The following is a 22,510-nucleotide window of genomic DNA, read 5'->3' on the forward strand; positions in this document are numbered from 1 at the left end:
CACCCAAGGAGCACCAGCATGCAAGTACAAGTCAACACCGACGACCATATCAACGGCAGCGATTCACTGGCCCAATGGGTGACGGACGAAGCGAAGACCCGGCTGTCCCGCTTCCAGGACCATGTGACGCGGCTGGAGGTGTTCCTGTCCGACGTCGATGCCGGCAAGTCGGGCGCCAAGGACAAGCGCTGCCGCATCGAGGCGCGCGTGACCGGCCGCCAGCCCGTGACCGTGACGGACGAGGCCGACAAGATGGCGAATGCCTTCATCGGCGCCACCGACAAGCTGGCGCGTGCGCTCGACACCGACCTGGGCCGCGCCAAGGACCGCCATGGCCGGGACACCATCCGCACGGCCGAAGCGGAATAGGGCGCTTAAAGGTCCAGCACCAGCAGCTTGCCCTTGGCCCGCGAGCAACAGGGCAGGCATTGCTCGTTCGTCGCCCGCTCCTCGTCGCTGAGGTACATGTCGCGGTGATCCACCTCGCCTTCGAGCACGCGCGTAAGGCAGGTACCGCAGACACCTTGCTCGCATGAGGTCATGATGTCCACACCGTGGGTGCGCAGCGCATCCACGATGGAGATGTCGGCCGGGATCGTGTAGGTGCTGCCCGTGCTGGCAATGCGCACCTCGAAGGCGCCGTCGCCCGAGGTGTCCTGTGCGGGCGCGCCGAAGTATTCGAGGTGGATGCGGTCGGCCGGCCAGCCCAGGTTCTTCGCGGTGTTCACCACATGGTCGATGAAGCCGGCAGGGCCGCAGACATACAGGCGTGCGTCTGGCGTGATGTCGGCCAGCACGGCCATGAGGTCGAGCTTCTGCTCGCGTCCACCCTCGTCGGTGTGGACCCGCACGTGCGGTGCCATGGCCGACGTTGCGATCTCCTGGGCAAATGCCGTGCGCGCCGCGGAGCGCGTGCAGTAGTGCAAGGTGAAGTCGGCGCCGGTGTGGGCCAGGCGTTCGGCCATGCACAGCAGCGGCGTGACGCCGATGCCGCCGGCCAGCAGCAGCGTGCGCCGCGCCGGGTGCAGTTCGAAATGGTTGCGCGGCGTGCTGATGGTGAGCATGTCACCCTCGTGCACGGCATCGTGCATGCCCACCGAGCCGCCGCGCGAGGCCGCGTCGCGCAGCACGGCGATGCGGTAGCGGTGTTGCTCGCTGGCGCTGTTGCACAGTGAGTACTGGCGCGTTATCTGGCTGGAGCCGCCGGGCACGTGCACATCGATGTGCGAGCCGGCGCTGAAGGCGGGCAGCGGCGCACCATCGGGTCGGGCCAGCTCGAAGCTGGCGATGCCCTCGGCCTCGACCTGCTTGCGCACCACGCGCACCTGCAGGGTTTCCTGGGCGGCCGTCATGCCGTCTGCTCCGCGGCCAGGGCGCGATCGATCACCTTGCGCGACTGCACGCCACCGGCGTCGATGTTGAGCATGAGCAGCTTGCGCTCGGGGTAGCGCAGCAGGTTCAGCTGCTGCAGCTCCAGCATCTCGCGGTCCTCGGAAAAGATCTTGCCCTGGCCTTCGCGGATCTGCGCGGTGAGGGCCGGGTCCTCGGGCTTGAAGTGGCGCGCCATGCCCCAGAAGTAGTGGATCGAGGTCTCGGTCTCGGGCGTGATGAAGTCGACCACGATGCTCGAGGCCTTCTTGTCCGCCGGGGCGTCGTAGCCGCCATGGCCGGCGAGCGCCACGCCGACCTCGATCAGCACGTGGCTCGGCGGTGTGAAGTGGCAGACCTGCCAGCGGTCCACGGGCTGGTCGTCAGGCAGGCCGTTCATGCGCAGCGCCATCTGCCAGAACGGGGGCGCCTGGATGTTCTCCATGAAGCGGCTGGTGATGACCTCGTCGCCTTCGACGCGCGTCTTGCAAGGCACCTCGTCGATTTCCTTCTGGCCGATGCTGTTGGAGTGCACATAGGTCTCGTGCGTCAGGTCCATCAGGTTGTCGACCATCAGCCGGTAGTCGCAGGCAATGTGGTAGAGCCCGCCGCCATAGGCCCACTCGGGGCTCTCGGCCCATGCGAGGTGGTGGATCTTGGCGGGGTCGGCCTGCGCGGCATCGCCGGGCCAGACCCAGATGAAGCCGTAGCGCTCCACCGCCGGAAAGTTGCGTGTGCGCGGAAAGCCCTGAACCCGCTGGCCCGGCATCGAGACGGCCTTGCCATCGCAGCCCACGCGCAGGCCGTGGTAGCCGCACATCAGCTGGCCATCGCAGACCTTGCCCAGCGACAGGGGGGCGCCGCGGTGGGGGCAGAAGTCGTCGAGCGCCGCGACCTGGTCGGGCGCCGGGCGGTAGAAGACCATCTTCTCGCCGCAGATGGTGCGGCCCAGGGGTTTGTCGGCAATCTCGTCGGGGGTGCAGGCGACGTACCAGGCGTTCTTGGGAAACATGATGCTTGTCTCTCTCCGTGGGGGAAGGATGTGTCGCGCCGCAGGCCTGTATACAGGCAGCCTGCGAATCGCTGTATTCGCAAGGGGATTGTGCGAAAAAGCCCGATTTCTGTATACATAAAAAAGCCATAAACCAGTTATCGCGCGTTGGCATATCCCGTAAGATGTTGTTTTATATGGGGAGGGGTTGCCAGGGGATGGAGGTCTGGCAGATTTCTGTATACATTCAGCCTTACGCCAGAACTCCCGCTCCGCACCGACCATGAACCATCCCGAACCCCAGGCCCTGGCCGCCCTTGGCGACGCGGCAGAAGCTGGCGCCTCGCAGTCGGTCAAGGCCCAGCTGCGGTTGCGCGAGATGATCCTGGCTGGCGAGCTTGCCGGTGGCGCGCGCATTGCCGAGCTGCCGCTGGTGGAGATGCTCGGGGTCTCGCGCACCCCCATCCGGGCCGCACTGATGCGGCTGGAGCAGGAAGGGCTGCTGCACCGCCTGCAAGGTGGCGGTTATGCCGTGCGCACCTTCTCGGAAACCGACGTGGCCGATGCCATCGAACTGCGCGGCACCATGGAGGGGCTGGCCGCGCGGCTGGCCGCCGAGCGCGGCGTGGCGGCGGACATGATGGCCGAAACCGAGCAATGCCTGGACGAGATCGACACCGTGCTGGCGCCGCGCTCGCTCGACGATGAGGGCTTTTCGGCCTACGTGGCGCTCAATGCGCGCTTTCACCACCTGCTCAGCCGCATGGTGGGCAGCGACGTCATCGTGCGCGAGCTCGACCGGGTCAAGGGCCTGCCCTTCGCTTCGCCCTCGGCCTTCGTGGTGGTGCAGACGCATTCACCCGCTGCGCGCGACATGCTGGTGGTGGCGCAGGACCAGCACCGGCAGGTGCTCGACGCCATCGGGCGGCGCGAGGGTGCGCGGGCCGAGGCCATCATGCGCGAGCACTCACGCATCACGCGGCGCAACCTGCTCGCTGCCGTGCAGGCGTCCCAGGGTCAGGGTTTGCCCGGGGTGCAACTCATCAGGGAAGGCGCCTGACCTATAACTGTGGCAAGTTATCACAATCGGCGATATCTAAAAGTTTGAAATCCCGCTTGTGTAAGCTGGCACCTCCCTACAGACTCCGCCCAGCCAACGCTGTATACAACGACATTTCCACAGGAGACAAAGCACCATGCACAAACGCCACCTTCTGCGCGCCTCGGCCGCTGCCGCCGCCGTGATGACTCTGGCCGCGCTGCCGGCCATGGCCCAGGACAATGTCTTCAAGATCGGCCTGATCCTGCCCTTGACCGGGCAGCAGGCGACCACGGGCCGCCAGATCGAGGCCGCCGCGCGCCTGTACATGGCGCAGAACGGCGACACGGTCGGTGGCAAGAAGGTGCAACTCATCGTCAAGGACGACACCAGCCTGCCCGACGTGACGCGCCGCCTGGCCCAGGAACTGGTGGTGAACGACAAGGTCAATGTGCTGGCCGGCATGGGCATCACGCCCTCGGCCATGGCCACGGCGCCGCTGGCCACGCAGGCCAAGACTCCGCTGGTGGTGATGGCGGCGGCCACGTCGAGCATCACCGAGGCATCGCCCTATGTGGTGCGCACCAGCTTCACCCTGCCCCAGGTGTCGGTGGCCCTGGCCGACTGGGCGCCCAAGAACGGCATCAAGAAGGTCGTCACCCTGGTGAGCGACTACGGCCCGGGCATCGACGCCGAGAAGTTCTTCAACCAGCGCCTGGCCTTCAACGGCGGCCAGGTGACCGAGGCGCTGCGCGTGCCGCTGCGCAACCCGGACTTCGCCCCCTTCCTGCAGAAGGTGCGCGACGCCAAGCCCGATGCGCTGTTCGTGTTCGTGCCCTCGGGCGCGGGCGCCGCAGTGATGAAGCAGTTCCTGGAGCGCGGCATGGACAAGGCCGGCATCAAGCTCATCGCCACTGGCGACGTGACCGATGACGACCAGCTCAACGACATGGGCGACGGCGCCCTGGGCGTGGTCACCTCGCACCACTACTCGGCCGCGCATCCCTCGCCGTTGAACAAGAAGTTCGTCGAGGCCTTCGAGAAGGCCAACAAGGGCCTGCGCCCCAACTTCATGGCCGTGGGCGGCTACGACGGCATGCGTGTGATCTACGAAGCGCTCAAGACCACCAAGGGCGCGGGCGGCGGCGACGCCCTGCTGGCGGCCATGAAGGGCCAGGTCTTCGAGAGCCCGCGCGGCCCCGTGTTCGTGGATGCGCAGACCCGCGACATCGTGCAGAACGTCTACCTGCGCAAGGTCGAGCGCGTCAATGGCCAGCTCTACAACGTGGAATTCGACGTCATCAAGGACGTCAAGGATCCCGGCAAGACGAAGTAACCCCGGGATAGGACGCCCCCCTGAGTCGCTTCGCGCCTTCCCCCCAGGGGGACGCCACCCGTGGCCTGGCAAAGCCAGTTCCACGGTGGCACTGGCTTGTGGCGCGCCAGTATTCAAAGCTGCAGGTATTTCCGCTGTTGGGGTGTGTACCAGTGCAAGCAAGTGGTGCGGGTGCACTGCGCATGTGCTGTTTTCTATTGAAATGATTGCATGCTGACCATTCTTTTCGACGGCGTTGCCTACGGCATGCTGCTGTTCATCCTGGCGGTGGGGCTGGCCGTGACCATGGGGTTGATGAACTTCATCAACCTCGCGCATGGGGCCTTTGCCATGGCGGGCGGGTACATCACGGTGCTGCTCATGCAGCGCCTGAACGTGCCCTTCCTGGTGTGCCTGCCACTGGCCTTCGTGGGCACGGCGCTGCTGGGGGCGGTGCTCGAGCGCACGCTGTACCGCCCGCTGTACCACAAGGCCCACCTGGACCAGGTGCTGTTCTCCATCGGCCTGGTGTTCATGGCCGTGGCCACGGTGGACTACTTCGTGGGCTCCACGGGCCAGATCATCCAGCTGCCGGCCTGGCTCAAGGGCCGCACCGAGATCGGCAGCGGCGCCTTCATGCTGGGCATGGGGCACTACCGGCTGTTCATCATCGCGGTGTGCGCGGCCCTCACCGTGGGCCTGCAGTACGTGCTCACGCGCACGCGCTTCGGCAGCCGGCTGCGTGCCTCGGTGGACGACCAGCGCGTGGCAGCCGGCATGGGCATCAACGTGAACATCGTGTTTCTCTCCACCTTCGCCTTCGGCTCGGGCCTGGCGGGCCTGGGTGGCGCGCTCGGGGCCGAGGTGCTGGGCCTGGACCCGAGCTTTCCGCTCAAGTTCATGATCTATTTCCTGATCGTGGTGGCCGTGGGTGGCACCTCGTCCATCACCGGGCCGCTGCTGGCCGCGCTGCTGCTGGGCATCGCCGACGTGGCGGGTAAGTACTACATCCCCAAGCTCGGGGCCTTCATCGTCTACAGCCTCATGATCCTGATCCTGATCTGGCGGCCCCAGGGCCTGTTCGTGCGCAAGGGGGGCAAGTGATGGACGCGTCCCGACCCAATGTGCTGCTCCAGGCCCGCCGCATGCGGCCCTGGGAGCCCCTGCTCTGGTTGCTGGCCTTTGCCGCGCCGGCGGCCCTGCCCAGCCATGCGCTGATCATCAACGAGATCGCCATCGTGGCGCTGTTCGCGATTTCGCTGGACCTGATCCTGGGTTACACCGGCATCGTCTCGCTCGGCCATGCGGCCTTCTTCGGCATGGGCGGCTATGCGGCAGCCCTGTTCGCCAAGCATGTGATGCCCGACCCGCTGGTGGGCCTGGCCGTGGGCATCGCCGCCGCCACGGTGCTGGGCGCGGTGGCCTCGTTCACCGTCATGCGCGGCACGGATCTCACGCGCCTCATGGTCACGCTGGGTGTCGGCCTGATCATGCTGGAGCTGGCCAACAAGCTCGACTGGCTGACCGGCGGTGCCGACGGGCTGCAGGGCGTGGTCATGGGCCCGGTGCTCGGCAGGTTCGAGTTCGACCTGTTCGGGCGCACGGCGGCCTGGTACTCGATGAGCGTGCTGCTGGTGCTGTTCCTGCTGGCACGGCGCGTCGTGCAGTCGCCCTTCGGCGCCACGCTCAAGGCCATCCGCGACAACCGGCTTCGTGCCATGGCCATCGGCATCCCGGTGACTGCCAAGCTGGCCCAGGTGTACACGCTGGCCGCAGCACTGGCAGGGGCCGCAGGCGCCCTGCTCACGCAGACCACGGGCTTTGCCTCGCTGGACCTGTTCGAGTTCCACCGCTCGGCCGACGTGATGCTGATCCTGGTGATCGGCGGCGTGGGCTGGCTCTACGGCGGCGTGGTCGGTGCCATCGGCTTCAAGCTGCTGCAGGACCTGATCTCGGCCGTGACGCCGCAGTACTGGACCTTCTGGATCGGCCTGTTCCTGGTGGTGCTGGTGCTGGTGGGCCGCGAGCGCCTGATCCGCCCATGGACCTGGTTCGGAGGGCGCAAGGCATGAGCACCACCGCAGTCCACAACGACGCTCCCGTCGTGCTGGCCGCGCACGGCCTGGTCAAGCGCTTCGGCGGCATCACCGCCACCAATAACGTCACGCTGAACCTGCGCCAGGGCGCGCGCCATGCGCTGATCGGCCCCAACGGGGCCGGCAAGACCACACTCATCAACCTGCTGACCGGCGTGCTGGAGCCTACCGAGGGCTCCATCGTGCTCGAGGGCCAAGACATCACGCGCCTGGCACCGCACCAGCGGGTGCAGCGCGGCATGGTGCGCACCTTCCAGATCAACCAGCTGTTCGATTCGCTCACGCCGCTGGAAACGCTGGCGCTCACCGTCTCGCAAAAGCAGGGCCTGGGCGGCAAGTGGTGGCAGAAGCTCGGCGCGCGCAGCGCGGTGAACGAGCGCTGCGAGCAACTGCTCGAACAATTCCATCTCACGGCCGTGATGGCCGAGCCTACGCGCGTGCTGGCCTATGGCAAGCGCCGCCTGCTGGAGATCGCCATCGCCCTGGCCTGCGAGCCGCGCGTGCTGCTGCTCGACGAGCCCGTGGCCGGCGTGCCCGCGGGCGAGCGCGAAGAACTGCTGCAGACCGTGGCGGCTCTGCCCGCCGATGTCTCGGTGCTGTTGATCGAACACGATATGGACCTGGTTTTCAGCTTTGCCAAGCGCATGACGGTGCTGGTCAACGGCACCGTGCTCACCGAAGGCGACCCCGACACCATCGCCAACGACCCGCAGGTCAAGGCCGTGTACCTGGGGCATGGGGAGGGCGCGCATGTCTGAGCAGCTGTTGCGCATCGAGGGCCTGAGCGCTGGCTACGGCGAAGCAGTGGTGCTGCAGGGCGTGTCCCTGTCGCTGGCCGAGGGCGAGACCCTGGCCCTGCTGGGCCGCAATGGCACGGGCAAGACCACGCTGATCAACACCCTGGCGGGCGCCACGCGCCAGCATGCGGGCACGGTGGCGCTGGGTGGGATGGCGCTGCACCGCCTGCCTGCACACGAGCGCGCGGCCGCCGGCATTGGCTGGGTGCCGCAGGAGCGCAACATCTTCAAGTCGCTCACCGTGCACGAGAACCTGACCGCGGTGGCGCGGCCCGGCCGCAAGGGCGCCACGGCAGCACCGTGGACGCCTGACAAGGTCTACGCGATGTTCCCGCGCCTGGCCGAGCGCAAGACCAACCTGGGCACGCAGCTGTCCGGCGGCGAGCAGCAGATGCTGGCCGTGGGCCGCGCACTGGTGCTCAACCCGCGCTTGCTGCTGCTCGACGAGCCGCTTGAAGGCCTGGCCCCCATCATCGTCGAGGAGCTGCTGCGCGCCATCCGCCGCATCACGCGCGAAGAGGGGCTCTCGGCCATCATCGTCGAGCAGCACCCGCAGGCCATCCTGGCGATCTCGGACCACGCCGCGGTGCTGGACCGGGGCACGGTGGTGCACACCGGTACGGCCGCCGATCTCGGTGCGCAGCCCGAGTTGCTGGACCGCCTGCTGGGCGTGGCCCGGTAGGCCGCAGACTGGAAACTCCACCATGACCATGCAGCACATCGGCCTGATCGGCTACGGTGAAGTCGGCAAGACCTTTGCCCTGGGGCTGCAGCCGCAGCCCGGCGTCACCGGTGTCGGCGCATGGGACCTGAAGTTCGCGCAGGGCGCCACGCGCGACGCCGAGCTGGCGCATGCCGCGCAGCACGGCATCACCGCCCATGCCTCGGCGGCGGCGCTGTGCGCGGCCAGTGACCTCGTCATCTCCGCCGTCACTGCCTCGCACACGTTGGAGGTGGCCCAGGAGGTGGCTGCCCACATCCGCCCCGGCACGCTGTTCCTCGACCTCAACTCCGCTTCGCCCGGCACCAAGCAGCAGGCCGCTGCGCTGATTGAGGCGCGTGGCGCGCACTACGTGGAGGCGGGCGTCATGACCTCGGTGCCGCCCTACGGCATCCGTGTGCCCATGCTGCTCGGGGGCGCCCAGGCGCAGGCCCTGGCGGCCGTGCTGCAGGGCTGGGGCATGGACGCCACGCCCGTCAGTGAACAGCTGGGCGTGGCCAGCGCCATCAAGATGTGCCGCAGCGTGATGATCAAGGGGCTCGAGGCCCTGGTGATCGAAAGCTATGCCACCGCGCGCCAGTACGGTGTGGAGGCGCATGTGCTGCCCACCCTGGCCGAGACCTTCCCTTCCATCGACTGGGCAAAGCAGGGAAGCTACTTCTTCAGCCGCGTGGTACAGCACGGCCAGCGCCGCTCCGAAGAGATGCACGAGGCTGCGCGCACCGTGCGCGAGGCTGGAGTGGAGCCGCTGATGGCCAGCGCCATTGCGCACAAGCAGGCGGCCGTAGCGGCCATGGCGCGCGAAGGCGTGTTCGCCGGCCTGCCCAAGGATGCGCCGTGGCAGGACTACGCCGACCGGCTGCTGGCGCATCTGGCGAAGGATCAAGGCGACTTGTAGATGGTCTGCAGGGTCGTGCGGATCAGCTCCGCCATGGCCTGTTGCGTGAGCGTGGCCGGGCGCTGCGAGCTCACGGCCATCGACAGCTTGCTGCGCAGCCGGGGCTCGCCCGCCTGGCCGATGGGCCGGGTGCTGAACACCTCGGGCCGGCCCGAGGTGGTGACCGCGTTCATGGGCAGCACGGCGCTGCCCGCGCCATCGGCCACCAGGTCCAGGATGGCGGCCACGCCGTCGATCTCCAGGCTGATCTGCGGGCGCAGGCCGAGGGCGGCCAGCTCCGACTCCACCAGCATGCGGATGGAGTTGGGCCGCGTGGGGATCACCAAGGCGAAGCGCGTGAGCGCCTCGAGCGCCACCGGTTCCTGCGCCTGCGCGTCGGTGTCGGCATCGCTCTGGCCCACGGGGCGGCGCTGCACCAGGAACAGGTCTTCCTCCAGCAGCGGCGTGATCTCGATGCCCGGCGAGGCGGGCGTGTTGTAGAGCAGGGCGATGTCCAGCAGCCCGGTGGTCAGCGATTCGCGCATGGCCACCGTGAGCCCTTCGCTGATGGCCAGGGCCGCATCGGGCATCTGCACGCGGAAGGCGCGCGTGAGCGGCACCGTGAGCACCTTGGCCATGGTGGGTGGCAGGCCGATGGCCACGCGCCCGGCCAGCGCCCCGCGCACACGCCCGAGCTCCTCGCGCGCGCGCTCCACCTGGTGAAGGATGCCGCGGCCATGCTCCAGCAGCAGCTTGCCGGCCTCGGTCGGTATCGCGCCCCGGCCATTGCGCACCAGCAGGTTCTGGCGCAGCTCCACCTCCAGCAGGCGCACCTGGCGGCTCAGGGCCGGCTGGGCGATGTCCAGCACCACCGAGGCGCGGGTGAAGCTGCCCAGTTCGGCCACGCGCACAAAGTACTCGATCTGCTTGAGGTCCATGGGGTGTGCTCTCTGCTATTTGCAATAGCTCGAATTCGACAATACAAGAATGATATATCTGGTAGTGCCCCTGCCGGCTTTATGTCGGGCCCGGCCCTGCCCACAATCGGCGGCATGTATACAGCGACTGCCACCTTCCCATGAGTGCGCCCACCCTTCGTGGAATCTCGTCCATGGCCACGCGCCAGGTGCTGGCCGAACTGCTGGCCGCCTACGAGCACCAGACCGGCGAGCGCGCGGTCATCGAAGCCGTGGGCGGCGTGGATGCCGCCAAGCGCGTGCAGGCTGGCGAGGCCTTCGACGTGGTGGTGCTGGCCTCCGACGCCATCGACAAGCTCATCGCCGCCGGTGCCATCGACGCCGCGAGCAAGACCGACTGGGTGCGCTCCGGCGTGGCCGTTGCGGTGCGCACTGGTGCAGCGCTGCCCGACATCGGCTCGGAAGAGGCGGTGCGCAGCGCTGTGCTCGCCGCGCGCAGCATCAGCTACTCCACCGGCCCGAGTGGCGTGGCGCTGGCGAAACTGTTCGAGCGCTGGGGCATCGCCGACGAGGTGGCGGGCCGCATGGTGCAGGCTCCGCCCGGCGTGCCCGTGGGCTCGCTGATTGCACGCGGCGACGTGGAACTCGGTTTCCAGCAGCTGAGCGAGTTGTTGAATGTGGAGGGCATCACCATCGTGGGCCCGCTGCCGCCCGCGATCCAGATCACCACCATTTTTTCGTCGGGCGTGGGCACCGCCAGCCAGCAGCCCGAGGCGGCCAAGGCCCTGCTCGATTTCCTGGCCTCCCCTGCGGCCGCAGAGGCGAAACAGCGCCAGGGTATGGACCCTGCCTGATACCCCATTCCAAGATCCAAGGAGCACAACGCAATGAGCCTCATCATCGACTGCCATGGCCATTACACCACGGCACCCAAGGCGCTGGAGAACTGGCGCAACCAGCAGATCGCGGGCATCCAGGACCCGGCAGCCATGCCCAAGGTCGCTGATCTGCAGATCAGCGACGACGAGCTGCGCGAGTCCATCGAGAGCAACCAGCTGCGCCTGATGAAGGAGCGCGGCAGCGACATCACCCTGTTCTCGCCGCGCGCGAGCTTCATGGCCCACCACATCGGTGACTTCAATGTCTCCAGCACCTGGGCGGCCATCTGCAACGAGCTGTGCCACCGCGTTTCCACGCTGTTCCCCGAGCACTTCGTGCCTGTGGCCATGCTGCCGCAAAGCCCTGGCGTGGACCCCGCGACCTGCATCCCCGAGCTGGAAAAGTGCGTCAAGGAATACGGCGCCGTGGGCATCAACCTGAACCCCGATCCTTCGGGCGGCCACTGGACCAGCCCGCCGCTGACCGACCGCCACTGGTACCCCATCTACGAAAAGATGGTGGAGTACGACCTGCCCGCGATGATCCACGTGAGCACCAGCTGCAATGCGTGCTTCCACACCACGGGCGCGCACTACCTGAACGCCGACACCACGGCCTTCATGCAGTGCATCCAGGGCGACCTGTTCAAGGACTTCCCCACGCTCAAGTTCCTGATCCCGCACGGCGGCGGTGCCGTGCCCTACCACTGGGGCCGTTTCCGCGGCCTGGCGCAGGAAATGAAGAAGCCGCTGCTCGAAGACCACCTGCTGAACAACATCTTCTTCGACACCTGCGTGTACCACCAGCCGGGTATCGACCTGCTGAACACCGTGATCCCGGTGAAGAACGTGCTGTTCGCCTCGGAAATGATCGGCGCCGTGCGCGGCATCGACCCCACCACCGGCAATTACTACGACGACACCAAGCGCTACATCGAGGCGTCGAAGATCCTGAGTGGCGACGACAAGCACCAGATCTACGAAGGCAATGTGCGCCGCGTGTTCTCCCGACTCGATTCACGCCTGAAGGCAAAGGGGCTCTGACATGTATGAACTAGGCGTTGTCTACCGCAACATCGCGCGCGCCGATCGCGCAGCCGCCGACGGCCTGGCCGCGCTGGGCTCGGCCACGGTGCACGAGGCCATGGGCCGCGTGGGCCTGCTCAAGCCCTACATGCGCCCCATCTATTCGGGCCAACAGGTCTCGGGCACGGCAGTCACGGTGCTGCTGCAGCCCGGCGACAACTGGATGATGCATGTGGCGGCCGAGCAGATCCAGCCCGGCGACGTGGTGGTGGCGGCCGTCACCTCCGAATGCACCGATGGCTACTTCGGCGACCTGCTGGCCACCTCGTTCCAGTCGCGCGGTGCGCGGGCCCTGATCATCGATGCCGGCGTGCGCGACGTAAAGACGCTGCAGGAGATGAACTTCCCCGTGTGGAGCCGCGCCATCTCGAGCAAGGGCACGATCAAGGCCACGCTGGGCTCGGTGAACATCCCCGTGGTCTGCGCCGGCATGTGGGTCACGCCGGGCGACGTGATCGTGGCCGACGACGATGGCGTGGTCTGCGTGCCCGCTGCGCGCGCCGCCGAGACGCTCGAAGCCGCGCGCAAGCGCGAAAGCTTCGAGGGCGAGAAACGCGCCAAGCTCGCCTCCGGCGTGCTCGGCCTGGACATGTACAACATGCGCCCCGGGCTCGAAAAGGTCGGGCTCAAGTACATCGACTGACCCGTCCTCGACAACCCATCGGCACCGCCTGTCCGGCAGGCGGTGTCTCTGCCGCCGTGTGCGGCGCATCCCGACAACTTCCCTGAGACACACCATGAGCCTGCTTTCCTCCTCCTTCTCCCGCCGTGCCGCCCTCGCCCTGGGCATGGCCGCCGCGGCCGGCCTGGCGCCGCAGTTCGCCGCCGCCCAGCAGTTCCCGACCAAGGCCGTGCGCATCATCACGCCCTTCCCGGTGGGCGGTGGCCCGGACGGCGTGGCCCGCATCGTGGCCGAGAAGCTCGGCCGCATCTGGAACCAGCCCGTGGTGGTCGAGAACCGCCCCGGCGGCAACGGCTTCATCGCCATCGACGCCTTCAAGCGTGGCGCCAAGGATGGGCACGACCTGATCGTGCTCGACAACGTGCACCTGGCCGCCTACCCCAGCCTGTTCAAGAAGCTGCCCTACGACGCCGCCAAGGACTTCGACACCCTGCTGCCGCTGTTCAAGACGCACTTCTTCTTCACCGTGGGCACGGGCAGCAAGTACAAGACCGTGGGCGACATCGTGGCCGATGCCAAGGCCCGCCCGGGCAAGCTCAACTACGGCTCCTGGTCGGTGGGCAATCCCGTGCACCTGGGCTCGGAGCTGTTCGAATCGGCCACGGGAACGCAAATGGAGCATGTGATCTTCAAGGAGACCACGCAGCTCTACACCTCGGTCGCCACGGGCGACATCGACTTCGCGCTGGGCAGCGCTGCCACGGCCGGCCCGCTGTACCGCGCCGGCAAGCTGCGCCTGCTGGCCTTTGCCGGCCCGCAGCGTTCGGCCGAATTCCCGGACGTGCCCACCGTGGCCGAGGCGGGTGGTCCCAAGGACTTCACCGTCACGGGCTGGAACGCCATCGCCGTGCCGCCCGGCCTGCCCGCTGCCGTCACCGACAAGATCAAGCGCGACATCGAGCAGGCGCTGACGGGTGCCGATGTGGCCGAGAAGTTCAAGACCTTCGGCTACGAGCAGTTCCCCACCACGCGTCCCCAGTTCGCGCAGTTCGTCAAGGACGAGAGCCAGCGCTTTGGCGACGTGATCAAGAAGGCCAACGTCTCGCTGGACTGACCGGTCGGCAAGGAGAACGCACATGAGCGAATTCACCAAGACCCCTGGCTGGCTCGACTGGTACGCCGGTCCGAGCAAGCCGCGCTTCCAGGTGCCTGCGGGCGCCGTGGACGCGCACTGCCACGTGTTCGGCCCCGGTGCCGAGTTCCCCTACGCACCCGAGCGCAAGTACACGCCCTGCGATGCGAGCAAGGCGCAGCTCTATGCGCTGCGCGACCACCTGGGCTTTGCGCGCAACGTGGTGGTGCAGGCCACCTGCCACGGCGCGGACAACCGCGCCATGGTCGATGCGCTGGTGCACTCGGGCGGCAAGGCGCGCGGCGTCGCCACCGTGCGCCGTTCGGTGACCGACGAGGAACTGCAGGCCATGCACGACGCCGGCGTGCGCGGCGTGCGCTTCAACTTCGTCAAGCGCCTGGTGGACTTCACGCCCAAGGACGAGCTGCTGGAGATCGCTGCGCGCATTGCCAAGCTCGGCTGGCATGTGGTGATCTACTTCGAGGCCGTGGACCTGCCCGAGCTGTGGGACTTCTTCACCGCACTGCCCACGACCATCGTGGTGGACCACATGGGCCGGCCCGATGTGACCAAGCCCGTCGATGGCCCCGAGTTCGAGCTGTTCCTGAAATTCATGCGCCAGCACCCCAATGTGTGGAGCAAGGTCAGTTGCCCCGAGCGCCTGAGCGTGGCCGGGCCCAAGGCGCTCGACGGCGAGCAGGCGGCCTACCGCGACGTGGTGCCGTTTGCGCGCCGCGTGGTCGAGGAGTTTCCCGAGCGCGTGCTCTGGGGCACCGACTGGCCGCACCCCAACCTCAAGGACCACATGCCCGACGATGGCCTGCTGGTGGACTTCATCCCGCACATTGCGACGACGCCCGAGCTGCAGCGCCAATTGCTGGTGGACAATCCCATGCGCCTCTACTGGCCTGAGGAAGTGAAAGGCTGAAGCCATGTCCCTCGACAAACCCTACCTGGACGTGCCCGGCACGACCATCTTCGACGCAGAGCAGAGCCGCAAGGGCTACTGGCTCAACCAGTTCTGCATGAGCCTCATGAAGGCCGAGAACCGCGCCCGCTTCAAGGCGGACGAGCGCGCCTACCTTGACGGTTGGGCGATGACCGAAGAGCAGAAACAGGCCGTGCTCGCGCGCGACCTCAACTGGTGCATCCGCCTGGGCGGCAACATCTACTTCCTGGCCAAGATCGGTGCCACGGACGGCAGGAGCTTCCAGCAGATGGCCGGCTCCATGACCGGTATGACCGAGGACGAATACCGCGCCATGATGGTCGGCGGCGGCCGCTCGGCCGAAGGCAACCGCGTCATCGGCGAAGACGGCGATGCCCAGGCGCACCGCCAGCCGCAGGGCGCTGCGGGAAAGAAAGGAACCTGAACATGGCGCGCATCACCGCCTCCGTCTTCACCTCGCACGTGCCGGCCATCGGCGCGGCGCTCGACCTGGGCAAGACCCAGGAGGACTACTGGAAGCCGCTGTTCGCGGGCTACGACTTCTCCAAGCAATGGATGAAGGACAACAAGCCGGACGTGGTCTTCCTGGTCTACAACGACCATGCCACGGCCTTCAGCCTGGAGATGATCCCGACCTTTGCCATCGGCACGGCGGCCGAGTACCTGCCGGCCGACGAGGGCTGGGGCCCGCGCCCCGTGCCCAAGGTCATCGGCCATCCCGATCTCGCTTCGCACATCGCGCAGTCGGTGATCCAGCAGGACTTCGACCTGACCATCGTCAACCGCATGGACGTGGACCACGGCCTCACGGTGCCGCTGTCGCTGATGTGCGGCCAGCCCGACCCCGTGGCCGGCGCCTGGCCCTGTCCGGTGATTCCGTTCGCGGTCAACGTGGTGCAGTACCCCGTGCCCAGCGGCCGGCGCTGCTACAACCTGGGCCAGGCGATCCGCAAGGCCATCGAGAGCTACGACGAAGACCTCAACGTGCACATCTGGGGCACGGGCGGCATGAGCCACCAGCTGCAGGGTCCGCGTGCGGGCCTGATCAACAAGGACTTCGACAACGACTTCCTCGACAAGCTCATCAGCGACCCCGAGGCCGCCGCCAGCATCCCGCACATCGACTATGTGCGCGAGGCGGGCAGCGAGGGCATCGAGCTCGTGATGTGGCTCATCGCGCGTGGCGCCATGGCCGACGTGGCTGGCGGCAAGCCGCCCAAGGTCGCGCACCGCTTCTACCATGTGCCTGCGTCCAACACGGCCGTGGGCCATTTGATCCTGGAGAACTCCTGACATGACTACGAACAAGACCATCAAGGTCGCCCTCGCGGGCGCCGGTGCCTTCGGCATCAAGCACCTGGACGGCATCAAGAACATCGACGGCGTGGAAGTCGTCTCGCTGGTCAGCCGCGACCTGGACAAGACGAAGGAAGTCGCCGCCAAGTACGGCATCGGCCATGTCACCACCGACCTGGCCGACAGCCTGGCCCTGCCCGAGGTGGACGCCGTGATCCTGTGCACGCCCACGCAGATGCATGCCGAGCAGAGCATCGCCTGCATGAAGGCCGGCAAGCACGTGCAGGTCGAGATCCCGCTGGCCGACAGCTTGAAGGGTGCACAGGAGGTCGTGGCGTTGCAGAAGCAAACCGGCCTGGTCGCCATGTGCGGCCACACGCGCCGCTTCAACCCCAGCCACCAGTACGTGCACAAGAAGATCCAGGCGGGTGAGTTCAACATCCAGCAGATGGACGTGCAGACCTACTTCTTTCGCCGCACCAACATGAACGCCCTGGGCCAGCCGCGCAGCTGGACCGACCACCTGCTGTGGCACCACGCTGCCCACACCGTGGACCTGTTCGCCTACCAGGCGGGCAGCCCCATCGTGAAGGCCAATGCGGTGCAGGGCCCCATCCACCCCGCGCTGGGCATTGCCATGGACATGAGCATCCAGCTCAAGGCCGCCAATGGCGCGATCTGCACGCTGTCGCTGTCGTTCAACAACGATGGCCCGCTGGGCACCTTCTTCCGCTACATCGGCGACACCGGCACCTACATCGCGCGCTACGACGACCTGGTCAACGGCAAGGAGGAGAAGATCGACGTGAGCCAGGTGGACGTGTCGATGAACGGCATCGAGCTGCAGGACCGCGAGTTCTTCGCTGCCATCCGCGAGGGCCGCGAGCCCAACTCCAGCGTGGCCCAGGTGCTGGCCTGCTACCAGGTGCTGCACGACCTGGAGCAGCAGCTTCAATAACAGCGATTCCTTCGTTCGATTCAACTGCGCCCGCAGCCTGTACGCTGTGGGCGTTTTTCATGGAGCAATGACCAGCATGCAGACACGCAAACTCGGCCCCTTCGACGTCAGCGCCATTGGCCTGGGGTGCATGAACCTGAGCCACGCCTATGGCGCCCCCGTATCACCGGAGCAGGGCGAGCGCGTGCTGCTGGCCGCGCTCGATGCAGGGGTGACCCTGTTCGACACGGCCACACTCTACGGCTTCGGCGCCAACGAGACCCTGGTGGGTCGCGTGATGAAGCCGCACCGCCAGCGCTTCACCCTGGCCAGCAAGTGCGGCATGCAGGGTGTGGACGTGGCCGGCGACGGCAAGCTGGTGCGCGTGATCGACGGGCGACCCGCCACCTTGCGCCAGACCTGCGAGGACAGCCTGCGCCGCCTGGAGACCGATGTGATCGACCTGTACTACCTGCACCGTTGGGACAAGCAGGTACCCATCGAGGACAGCGTGGGCGCGCTGGCCGACCTGGTGCGCGCGGGCAAGATCCGCAGCATCGGCCTGTCCGAGGTATCGGCGGCCACATTGCGCCGCGCGCATTCGGTGCACCCCATCGCTGCCGTGCAGACCGAGTATTCGCTGTGGACGCGCAACCCCGAGATCGCGGTGCTCGACGCCTGCCGCGAGCTGGGCGTGGCCTTCGTTGCCTTCAGCCCGGTGGCGCGTGGCTACCTGTGTGGCGGGCTGACCGATGTCTCCACCCTGGACGCCAAGGACATCCGCCGTGCCATGCCGCGGTTTGCGCCCGAGGCCTATGCCGCCAACCTGGCGTTGCTGGAGGGGTATGTCGCGATTGCGCGCCAGGTGGGTTGCAGCCCTGCGCAACTGGCGCTGGCCTGGCTGCTGCACCAGGGTGGGCACATCATTCCGATTCCGGGCACGACGAGCGTGGAGCACCTGCACGACGACCTGGGCGCGGCTGGCGTGCAGCTCGACGCAGCGACGCTGGCCGCGCTCGACCAGGCCATCAACCAGCAGAACGTCGTGGGTCCCCGCTACAGCGCGCAGAGCGCGAGCGAGGTGGACACCGAGGCATTCGCCTGAAACGTTGCACGCCCCGCACCATGGCAGGGCGGGCGCGATCAGCGGCGTGCCTGGGTGTCGGTGTGCAGGCTGATCTGGTCGGTACCGGAGCTGGCCGCGCGGATGTTGGTCGCCAGCATGCGCGTGCGTGCCGCGCTGGTGGCGGCCTCGGCACGCAGGGCTGCCATGTAGGCGATGTGGTTGGTTTCCGCCTCGTCGCTGGTCTTGCTCCAGATGCTGTTGGCCTGGGCCAAGGCGTCGGTGGCCTGCTTCAGTTCCAGGGCCGCATGGCGGGCCACAGCCGGGTCGGCGCTGGCGGTACTGACCGCCGTGCGGGCCCTTTCGAGGGCCATGGACGGGGCGGTGGCGCAGGCGGACAGAAACCCTGCGGCCATCGCGCTGATGGCGAGAACGGTGGTGCTTCGAAGCATGGGATGCATGGTGGCTGTTTCCTTGAAGACGCTTTTGGGCGTGGTCTGCATCGGATCCATATGTAACAGATGCATATGACCCGCCCGTGGCAGAAATTGAACAGCAAAACCTGTGCCGCCCCGCATGGGGCTTACCCTGGTGGGGTATTGCCGTTACCAGCGTCCGGCGCCTGCACCATGCCGATGCGCCCCAGGCACGGCGCCAAATGTTACATGTGGGTAAATGCTTACTTAGATGAATCCACCTCTTCGGGAAAGGCGCTGCCCAGGCGATCGGTCTGCTGTTGCGGGGTTCGCGAATGCAAAAGACCGCGCGGCGTGAGCGGCGCGGTCTTGGTGGCATCGCTGGGCGGAACCCCGCCCAGGGCTGTGGCGTCAGCGGCCCCTGAGGTTGCCCTTGTCGTCGGCAATCACGATCTCCACGCGGCGGTTCATGGCCCGGCCCTCGGGCGATGCGTTGTCGGCCACCGGGTAGACCTTGCCATAGCCGCGTGCCGTGATGCGGCCCGCGTCCACGCTGCGCGCCACCAGCGCATCGCGCACGGCGCCGGCCCGGCGTGCCGACAGTTCCTGGTTGTAGGCGTCCGAACCCACGCTGTCGGTGTAGCCCTCGATCAGCAGCTTGCGCTCAGGAAACTGCTGAAGAAAGCTGGCCAGCTTGTCGAGTCGCGGCGCGGCCTGGGGCGAGAGCTCGGCCTTGTTGAAGGCAAACAGCACGTCGCCTAGCGTCACGATCAGGCCGCGTTCGGTCTGCAGTGCTTCCATCTCGCGCAACTGGGCCTCCAGCAGGCGCACGCGGTCCTGCGCCGCACTGGCCTGGGCCAGCGCGGCATTGGCCTGCGCCTGCTGCTGGGCGGCGCGCTGCTCGGCGCTCAATGCCTGTGCCTGGGCGATTTGCGCATTGCGCGCCTGGGCGTCGGCGCGCAGGCGGGCCTCATCGGCCTCGCGGGTGCGTGCCTCCAGGCGGATGCGGTCGGCCTCGGTGCTCGCGCTCTGGATGCTCGCATCGAGCATGCGGGCGCGTGCCGCGTTGTTGGCGATCTCGGCACGCTGCGTGGCGATGTAGGCCAGGTGGCTGGTCTCCGACTCGTCGTGCTTGTCGGCCCACAGGCGGTCGGCGCGCAGCAGTGCATCGCTGGCCTGCTTGAGCTCCAGCGGCGCGTACTGCGCAACGGCTGGGTCGGAACTGGCGCGGCCGACGGCCAGGCGCGCCTGTTCCAGGGGCACGAAGGGGGCGGTGCTGGCGCAGGCGGCCAGCAGGCCCGCGGCGATCAGGCCGGAGGCGAGGGCGGAAGTGCGGCGAAGAATGGGATGCATGGTCGGGATTCCTTCAAGATTCGGTGGTCGTCGCTGCCGTGGTGGCATGCATGGGCTGCGGTGCTCAGCGTGCGGGTGCAGCGCGGCGGTTGATTTCTTCCTGCAGCGCACGGATGCCGTCCTGCACCTGGGCCAGGTTGCCGGCATTGCGCTCCGCGTCGGCGCGGGTCTCGGCCACGCGGGCGTCCACCTCGGCCTCGGCAGCCAGGCGGCGCGCGGCGGTGTAATCCTGTGCGCCCATGGCCTTCTCGGCGGCCATGAGCTTGTCGCGGGCGCGCTGCAGTTCCACGGGGGCGGTGGCGGTCACGGCCGGCGAGGCCGACACGCGGGTCAGCGTGGTGCGGCTCACGGCCATCTGTTCGGTGGGTGGGGGGGTGGAGGAGCAGGCCGCCAGGGCGCCCAGGGCGAGGGTGGCGACGGCGATGCGGATGGGTGCGGATGAATGCATGGTGTTCTGAACTCCTTGGGAGGGGGTGGGATCGGCCCTCCCCGAGATGCCGGCATGCCGGGCGAGGAGGCGACCAGGAGACGCTGCTGGTTCAGGTGCATTGTTCGCGCGCAGGCCTTCGGGCCGCGTAGTCCCGGCCACAGTTCGCCTGTGGTCCCGGTCTTACATCGGCTTACGTGTACGGGCGCTGCGGCGCCCAGGGCATCAGGGCAGGTTTTCGCGGAACACGACCTGGCTGCGCGTGGTCTCCACGCCCGACAAGGCCGACCGCCCGTCTCGCAGGTTGGCGAAGATGCGCACGCAGCTCGTGATGGTGCTGAGCGGGTTCTGGGTGATCACGGCGTCCATGCTGCCGTCGATGAGCTGGGCGCGCGTGTCGGGCGTGAGGCCATGGCCGATGAACACCACCTTGTGCTGCATGCCGCACTCCTGCAGTGCGCGGGCGATGCCATCGGAGGCGCCGCCGATGTTGTAGATGCCGGCCAGATCGGGGTGGCGCTCGAGCAGGGTGCGGGTCTGGCGGTAATTCTTCTCGGAGTCGTCGAGACCTTCGCGCAGGCCCACCACGGTGAGCTGCGGGAACAGCTCTTCGAGCACGTGCAGGAAGCCCGCCTCGCGCTCCTGGTGCGCCGCGTAGCGCAGGCTGCCGGCCACCAGCGCCACCTTGGCGGCACGCGCGCCGATGAAGCGGCCGATCAGGTAACCCGCCGTGCGGCCCGCCGCCCGGTTGTCCAGGCCCACATAGCCCACGCGCTGCGAGTTGCCCAGGTCCGAGATCACGGTGACCACGGGCACGCCGCGCTCGGCCAGCGTGGCCACGGCCTCGCGCACCTGGGGGTGTTCCAGCGCCATCATGACCAGGCCGTCGTAGCGCTTGCCGTGGTGCAACAGCGCCTGGGCCAGGGCCTCGGGGTTGAAGCTGTCCACCGTTTCGGCGCGGCACTTGACGTGGAACGGTGCCCAGTGCTCCTGCGAGTAGCTGACCATGTCGCCCAGCATGGTGAGAAAGCGGCTGGTGTTGCGCGGCAGCAGGAACATCACGCGCAGGGGCGCTGGCGCCAGCGTGGCGGCCAGGCCGTCCGCCGGCAGGTAGCCCAGCTCGCCCGCGGCCTGCACCACGCGCTGCGCGGTGGCTTGGCGCACGCCGCCGCGCCGGTTGAGCACCCGGTCCACCGTGGCCGTGGAGACACCGGCCAGCGTGGCGACCTCGGCCACGCCGGGCAGGGCGCGGCTCACGGTCGGCCTCCGAAGCCATCAAAAACCATCATGTTTGGCGTTTGGTGCATCACGGGCCCGAGGCTATCGTAAGAGCCCACCGCATGCCAGAGGGCGGCGGTCAAGACAAGGAACAATGATGGAGACAAACAACAAGCGGCTCGCGGGCCGCGTGGCCCTGGTGTTCGGTGCCGGGTCCGACGGGGATGGCTGGGGCAATGGCAAGGCCGCTGCGGCGGCCTATGCGCGGGCCGGGGCCCAGGTGGTTGCGGTGGACCGCGACGGCGCCGCGGCCGAGGTGACGCGCGACACCATCCGCGGCGAAGGCAATGAAGCCCTGGCCGTGCGCGCGGATGTCACGCAGTGGAACGAGGTGCAGGCCGCCGTGCAGGCGGCGGTGCAGGCCTATGGCCACATCGACATCCTGCACAACAACGTGGGCATCACCTCGCAGGGCGGGCCGGTGGAAACCTCCGAGGACACCTGGGACCGGGTGATGGCGGTCAACGTCAAGAGCATGTTCCTGACCTGCAAGGCCGTGCTGCCGCTGATGCAGGCGCGGCAGTCGGGCGCCATCGTCAACATCGGCGCGCTCGGCGGCGTGCGCTGGACGGGCTATGCCTACTGCGCCTATGCCGCGTCCAAGGGGGCGGTGAACTCCTTCACGCAGAGCGTGGCCCTGCAGTACGCGGCCGAGGGCATCCGCGCCAACTGCATACTGCCGGGCGTGATGGACACGCCGCACATCTACCGCCAGATCTCGGGCTTCTACGCGAGCCACGAAGAGATGGTGGCCGCACGCCACAAACTCTCGCCCACGGGGCGCATGGGCGATGGCTGGGACGTGGCCAACGCCGCGGTGTTCCTGGCGTCCGACGAGGCGCGCTACATCAACGGCGTGGAGCTGCTGGTCGACGGCGGCATGCATGCGCGGTGCAATTGAAGCGTCACATTTCCATCAAAAACCATCAGATTCTCAATTTGCGCGGGGCGC

At 67.6% G+C, this 22,510-nt stretch carries 25 protein-coding genes; 18 read left to right on the forward strand and 7 right to left on the reverse strand.

Annotated features, from left to right (window positions below; all coding sequences use genetic code 11):
• Nucleotides 1-18: 18 nt before the first annotated feature.
• Nucleotides 19-369, forward strand: coding sequence for an HPF/RaiA family ribosome-associated protein (locus tag PMI14_RS03835; RefSeq protein ID WP_007849898.1), 351 nt, complete (start codon nt 19-21; stop codon nt 367-369).
• 5 nt (nt 370-374) lie between these two features.
• Here PMI14_RS03835 and PMI14_RS03840 read toward each other — a convergent pair whose 3' ends face one another.
• Both PMI14_RS03840 and PMI14_RS03845 read right to left on the reverse strand, forming a co-directional pair.
• On the reverse strand, nt 375-1,352 hold the full coding sequence (locus tag PMI14_RS03840; RefSeq protein ID WP_007849901.1) for a PDR/VanB family oxidoreductase: 978 nt from the start codon (nt 1,350-1,352) through the stop codon (nt 375-377).
• Nucleotides 1,349-2,380 carry an aromatic ring-hydroxylating dioxygenase subunit alpha gene (locus tag PMI14_RS03845; protein ID WP_007849903.1) on the reverse strand — a complete coding sequence of 344 codons (1,032 nt, stop codon included), beginning with the start codon at nt 2,378-2,380 and terminating at the stop codon, nt 1,349-1,351. Before PMI14_RS03845 ends, PMI14_RS03840 begins: the two co-directional genes overlap by 4 nt.
• 262 nt (nt 2,381-2,642) lie before the next feature.
• On the opposite strand from PMI14_RS03845, the gene PMI14_RS03850 reads away from it, so the two are divergent.
• The 7 genes from PMI14_RS03850 to PMI14_RS03880 all read left to right on the forward strand — a co-directional run bounded on the left by PMI14_RS03850 (nt 2,643) and on the right by PMI14_RS03880 (nt 9,225).
• Nucleotides 2,643-3,419 carry a GntR family transcriptional regulator gene (locus tag PMI14_RS03850; protein WP_007849906.1) on the forward strand — a complete coding sequence of 259 codons (777 nt, stop codon included), beginning with the start codon at nt 2,643-2,645 and terminating at the stop codon, nt 3,417-3,419.
• Nucleotides 3,420-3,555: 136 nt separating this feature from the next.
• Nucleotides 3,556-4,734 (forward strand): ABC transporter substrate-binding protein, encoded by a 1,179-nt coding sequence (locus PMI14_RS03855; RefSeq protein WP_007849907.1) that lies wholly within the window; start codon nt 3,556-3,558, stop codon nt 4,732-4,734.
• A 210-nt stretch (nt 4,735-4,944) separates the two neighbouring features.
• A complete protein-coding gene (locus tag PMI14_RS03860) occupies nt 4,945-5,817 on the forward strand; it encodes a branched-chain amino acid ABC transporter permease (protein ID WP_007849923.1) in 873 nt (290 codons plus the stop codon).
• Nucleotides 5,817-6,785, forward strand: a complete 969-nt coding sequence (locus PMI14_RS03865; protein WP_007849926.1) for a branched-chain amino acid ABC transporter permease — start codon at nt 5,817-5,819, stop codon at nt 6,783-6,785. Before PMI14_RS03860 ends, PMI14_RS03865 begins: the two co-directional genes overlap by 1 nt.
• On the forward strand, nt 6,782-7,567 hold the full coding sequence (locus PMI14_RS03870) for an ABC transporter ATP-binding protein (RefSeq protein WP_007849929.1): 786 nt from the start codon (nt 6,782-6,784) through the stop codon (nt 7,565-7,567). The genes PMI14_RS03865 and PMI14_RS03870 overlap by 4 nt, the downstream gene beginning before the upstream one ends.
• Nucleotides 7,560-8,288 carry an ABC transporter ATP-binding protein gene (locus PMI14_RS03875; protein ID WP_007849931.1) on the forward strand — a complete coding sequence of 243 codons (729 nt, stop codon included), beginning with the start codon at nt 7,560-7,562 and terminating at the stop codon, nt 8,286-8,288. The genes PMI14_RS03870 and PMI14_RS03875 overlap by 8 nt, the downstream gene beginning before the upstream one ends.
• A gap of 22 nt (nt 8,289-8,310) precedes the next feature.
• Entirely contained in the window at nt 8,311-9,225 is a 915-nt protein-coding gene (locus PMI14_RS03880) for an NAD(P)-dependent oxidoreductase (protein ID WP_007849933.1), read from the forward strand.
• Here PMI14_RS03880 and PMI14_RS03885 read toward each other — a convergent pair.
• Entirely contained in the window at nt 9,210-10,142 is a 933-nt protein-coding gene (locus PMI14_RS03885; RefSeq protein ID WP_007849935.1) for a LysR substrate-binding domain-containing protein, read from the reverse strand. The two genes, PMI14_RS03880 and PMI14_RS03885, sit on opposite strands and share 16 nt — an antisense overlap.
• A 140-nt stretch (nt 10,143-10,282) precedes the next feature.
• On the opposite strand from PMI14_RS03885, the gene PMI14_RS03890 reads away from it, so the two are divergent.
• The 9 genes from PMI14_RS03890 to PMI14_RS03930 all read left to right on the forward strand — a co-directional run bounded on the left by PMI14_RS03890 (nt 10,283) and on the right by PMI14_RS03930 (nt 18,126).
• Nucleotides 10,283-10,975 carry a substrate-binding domain-containing protein gene (locus PMI14_RS03890; RefSeq protein ID WP_193353609.1) on the forward strand — a complete coding sequence of 231 codons (693 nt, stop codon included), beginning with the start codon at nt 10,283-10,285 and terminating at the stop codon, nt 10,973-10,975.
• A gap of 33 nt (nt 10,976-11,008) precedes the next feature.
• Nucleotides 11,009-12,043, forward strand: a complete 1,035-nt coding sequence (locus PMI14_RS03895; RefSeq protein ID WP_007849940.1) for an amidohydrolase family protein — start codon at nt 11,009-11,011, stop codon at nt 12,041-12,043.
• A 1-nt stretch (nt 12,044) separates the two neighbouring features.
• A complete protein-coding gene (gene ligK, locus PMI14_RS03900; RefSeq protein ID WP_007849942.1) occupies nt 12,045-12,728 on the forward strand; it encodes a 4-carboxy-4-hydroxy-2-oxoadipate aldolase/oxaloacetate decarboxylase in 684 nt (227 codons plus the stop codon).
• Nucleotides 12,729-12,822: 94 nt separating this feature from the next.
• Entirely contained in the window at nt 12,823-13,821 is a 999-nt protein-coding gene (locus PMI14_RS03905; RefSeq protein ID WP_007849944.1) for a tripartite tricarboxylate transporter substrate binding protein, read from the forward strand.
• 22 nt (nt 13,822-13,843) lie between these two features.
• A complete protein-coding gene (locus PMI14_RS03910; RefSeq protein WP_007849946.1) occupies nt 13,844-14,767 on the forward strand; it encodes an amidohydrolase family protein in 924 nt (307 codons plus the stop codon).
• A gap of 4 nt (nt 14,768-14,771) precedes the next feature.
• Complete coding sequence (ligA, locus tag PMI14_RS03915) at nt 14,772-15,212, forward strand: protocatechuate 4,5-dioxygenase subunit alpha (protein ID WP_007849948.1); 441 nt, start codon at nt 14,772-14,774, stop codon at nt 15,210-15,212.
• A 2-nt stretch (nt 15,213-15,214) separates the two neighbouring features.
• Entirely contained in the window at nt 15,215-16,081 is an 867-nt protein-coding gene (locus PMI14_RS03920) for a class III extradiol dioxygenase subunit beta (RefSeq protein WP_007849959.1), read from the forward strand.
• Nucleotide 16,082: 1 nt separating this feature from the next.
• Nucleotides 16,083-17,042 (forward strand): Gfo/Idh/MocA family oxidoreductase, encoded by a 960-nt coding sequence (locus PMI14_RS03925; RefSeq protein ID WP_007849961.1) that lies wholly within the window; start codon nt 16,083-16,085, stop codon nt 17,040-17,042.
• Between the two features lie 76 nt (nt 17,043-17,118).
• Complete coding sequence (locus PMI14_RS03930) at nt 17,119-18,126, forward strand: aldo/keto reductase (protein ID WP_007849962.1); 1,008 nt, start codon at nt 17,119-17,121, stop codon at nt 18,124-18,126.
• Between the two features lie 38 nt (nt 18,127-18,164).
• Here PMI14_RS03930 and PMI14_RS03935 read toward each other — a convergent pair whose 3' ends face one another.
• The 4 genes from PMI14_RS03935 to PMI14_RS03950 all read right to left on the reverse strand — a co-directional run bounded on the left by PMI14_RS03935 (nt 18,165) and on the right by PMI14_RS03950 (nt 21,537).
• Nucleotides 18,165-18,545: a DUF4398 domain-containing protein gene (locus PMI14_RS03935; protein WP_085947267.1), complete on the reverse strand. Its 381-nt coding sequence runs from the start codon at nt 18,543-18,545 to the stop codon at nt 18,165-18,167.
• 366 nt (nt 18,546-18,911) lie between these two features.
• Entirely contained in the window at nt 18,912-19,853 is a 942-nt protein-coding gene (locus PMI14_RS03940) for an OmpA family protein (RefSeq protein ID WP_007849964.1), read from the reverse strand.
• A 64-nt stretch (nt 19,854-19,917) separates the two neighbouring features.
• Nucleotides 19,918-20,301: a DUF4398 domain-containing protein gene (locus tag PMI14_RS03945; protein WP_007849965.1), complete on the reverse strand. Its 384-nt coding sequence runs from the start codon at nt 20,299-20,301 to the stop codon at nt 19,918-19,920.
• A gap of 204 nt (nt 20,302-20,505) precedes the next feature.
• Nucleotides 20,506-21,537, reverse strand: a complete 1,032-nt coding sequence (locus tag PMI14_RS03950; RefSeq protein ID WP_007849966.1) for a LacI family DNA-binding transcriptional regulator — start codon at nt 21,535-21,537, stop codon at nt 20,506-20,508.
• 118 nt (nt 21,538-21,655) lie between these two features.
• On the opposite strand from PMI14_RS03950, the gene PMI14_RS03955 reads away from it, so the two are divergent.
• Nucleotides 21,656-22,459 (forward strand): SDR family NAD(P)-dependent oxidoreductase, encoded by an 804-nt coding sequence (locus PMI14_RS03955; protein ID WP_007849967.1) that lies wholly within the window; start codon nt 21,656-21,658, stop codon nt 22,457-22,459.
• Nucleotides 22,460-22,510 lie beyond the last annotated feature (51 nt).

The organism is Acidovorax sp. CF316, assembly GCF_000276605.1.
Taxonomy (GTDB): Bacteria; Pseudomonadota; Gammaproteobacteria; order Burkholderiales; family Burkholderiaceae_C; genus Acidovorax.

What these genes read in the sequence shown, in the direction of transcription:
- PMI14_RS03855 (WP_007849907.1), top strand. Translation starts at nt 3,556, where the DNA reads ATGCACAAACGCCACCTTCTGCGCGCCTCGGCCGCTGCCGCCGCCGTG.
- ligA (WP_007849948.1), top strand. Translation starts at nt 14,772, where the DNA reads ATGTCCCTCGACAAACCCTACCTGGACGTGCCCGGCACGACCATCTTC.
- PMI14_RS03865 (WP_007849926.1), top strand. Translation starts at nt 5,817, where the DNA reads ATGGACGCGTCCCGACCCAATGTGCTGCTCCAGGCCCGCCGCATGCGG.
- PMI14_RS03850 (WP_007849906.1), top strand. Translation starts at nt 2,643, where the DNA reads ATGAACCATCCCGAACCCCAGGCCCTGGCCGCCCTTGGCGACGCGGCA.
- PMI14_RS03905 (WP_007849944.1), top strand. Translation starts at nt 12,823, where the DNA reads ATGAGCCTGCTTTCCTCCTCCTTCTCCCGCCGTGCCGCCCTCGCCCTG.
- PMI14_RS03880 (WP_007849933.1), top strand. Translation starts at nt 8,311, where the DNA reads ATGACCATGCAGCACATCGGCCTGATCGGCTACGGTGAAGTCGGCAAG.
- PMI14_RS03885 (WP_007849935.1), bottom strand. Translation starts at nt 10,142, where the DNA reads ATGGACCTCAAGCAGATCGAGTACTTTGTGCGCGTGGCCGAACTGGGC.
- PMI14_RS03925 (WP_007849961.1), top strand. Translation starts at nt 16,083, where the DNA reads ATGACTACGAACAAGACCATCAAGGTCGCCCTCGCGGGCGCCGGTGCC.
- PMI14_RS03955 (WP_007849967.1), top strand. Translation starts at nt 21,656, where the DNA reads ATGGAGACAAACAACAAGCGGCTCGCGGGCCGCGTGGCCCTGGTGTTC.
- PMI14_RS03835 (WP_007849898.1), top strand. Translation starts at nt 19, where the DNA reads ATGCAAGTACAAGTCAACACCGACGACCATATCAACGGCAGCGATTCA.
- PMI14_RS03935 (WP_085947267.1), bottom strand. Translation starts at nt 18,545, where the DNA reads ATGCATCCCATGCTTCGAAGCACCACCGTTCTCGCCATCAGCGCGATG.
- PMI14_RS03930 (WP_007849962.1), top strand. Translation starts at nt 17,119, where the DNA reads ATGCAGACACGCAAACTCGGCCCCTTCGACGTCAGCGCCATTGGCCTG.
- PMI14_RS03940 (WP_007849964.1), bottom strand. Translation starts at nt 19,853, where the DNA reads ATGCATCCCATTCTTCGCCGCACTTCCGCCCTCGCCTCCGGCCTGATC.
- PMI14_RS03945 (WP_007849965.1), bottom strand. Translation starts at nt 20,301, where the DNA reads ATGCATTCATCCGCACCCATCCGCATCGCCGTCGCCACCCTCGCCCTG.
- PMI14_RS03870 (WP_007849929.1), top strand. Translation starts at nt 6,782, where the DNA reads ATGAGCACCACCGCAGTCCACAACGACGCTCCCGTCGTGCTGGCCGCG.
- PMI14_RS03910 (WP_007849946.1), top strand. Translation starts at nt 13,844, where the DNA reads ATGAGCGAATTCACCAAGACCCCTGGCTGGCTCGACTGGTACGCCGGT.
- PMI14_RS03895 (WP_007849940.1), top strand. Translation starts at nt 11,009, where the DNA reads ATGAGCCTCATCATCGACTGCCATGGCCATTACACCACGGCACCCAAG.
- PMI14_RS03840 (WP_007849901.1), bottom strand. Translation starts at nt 1,352, where the DNA reads ATGACGGCCGCCCAGGAAACCCTGCAGGTGCGCGTGGTGCGCAAGCAG.
- PMI14_RS03890 (WP_193353609.1), top strand. Translation starts at nt 10,283, where the DNA reads ATGAGTGCGCCCACCCTTCGTGGAATCTCGTCCATGGCCACGCGCCAG.
- PMI14_RS03875 (WP_007849931.1), top strand. Translation starts at nt 7,560, where the DNA reads ATGTCTGAGCAGCTGTTGCGCATCGAGGGCCTGAGCGCTGGCTACGGC.
- ligK (WP_007849942.1), top strand. Translation starts at nt 12,045, where the DNA reads ATGTATGAACTAGGCGTTGTCTACCGCAACATCGCGCGCGCCGATCGC.
- PMI14_RS03845 (WP_007849903.1), bottom strand. Translation starts at nt 2,380, where the DNA reads ATGTTTCCCAAGAACGCCTGGTACGTCGCCTGCACCCCCGACGAGATT.
- PMI14_RS03860 (WP_007849923.1), top strand. Translation starts at nt 4,945, where the DNA reads ATGCTGACCATTCTTTTCGACGGCGTTGCCTACGGCATGCTGCTGTTC.
- PMI14_RS03920 (WP_007849959.1), top strand. Translation starts at nt 15,215, where the DNA reads ATGGCGCGCATCACCGCCTCCGTCTTCACCTCGCACGTGCCGGCCATC.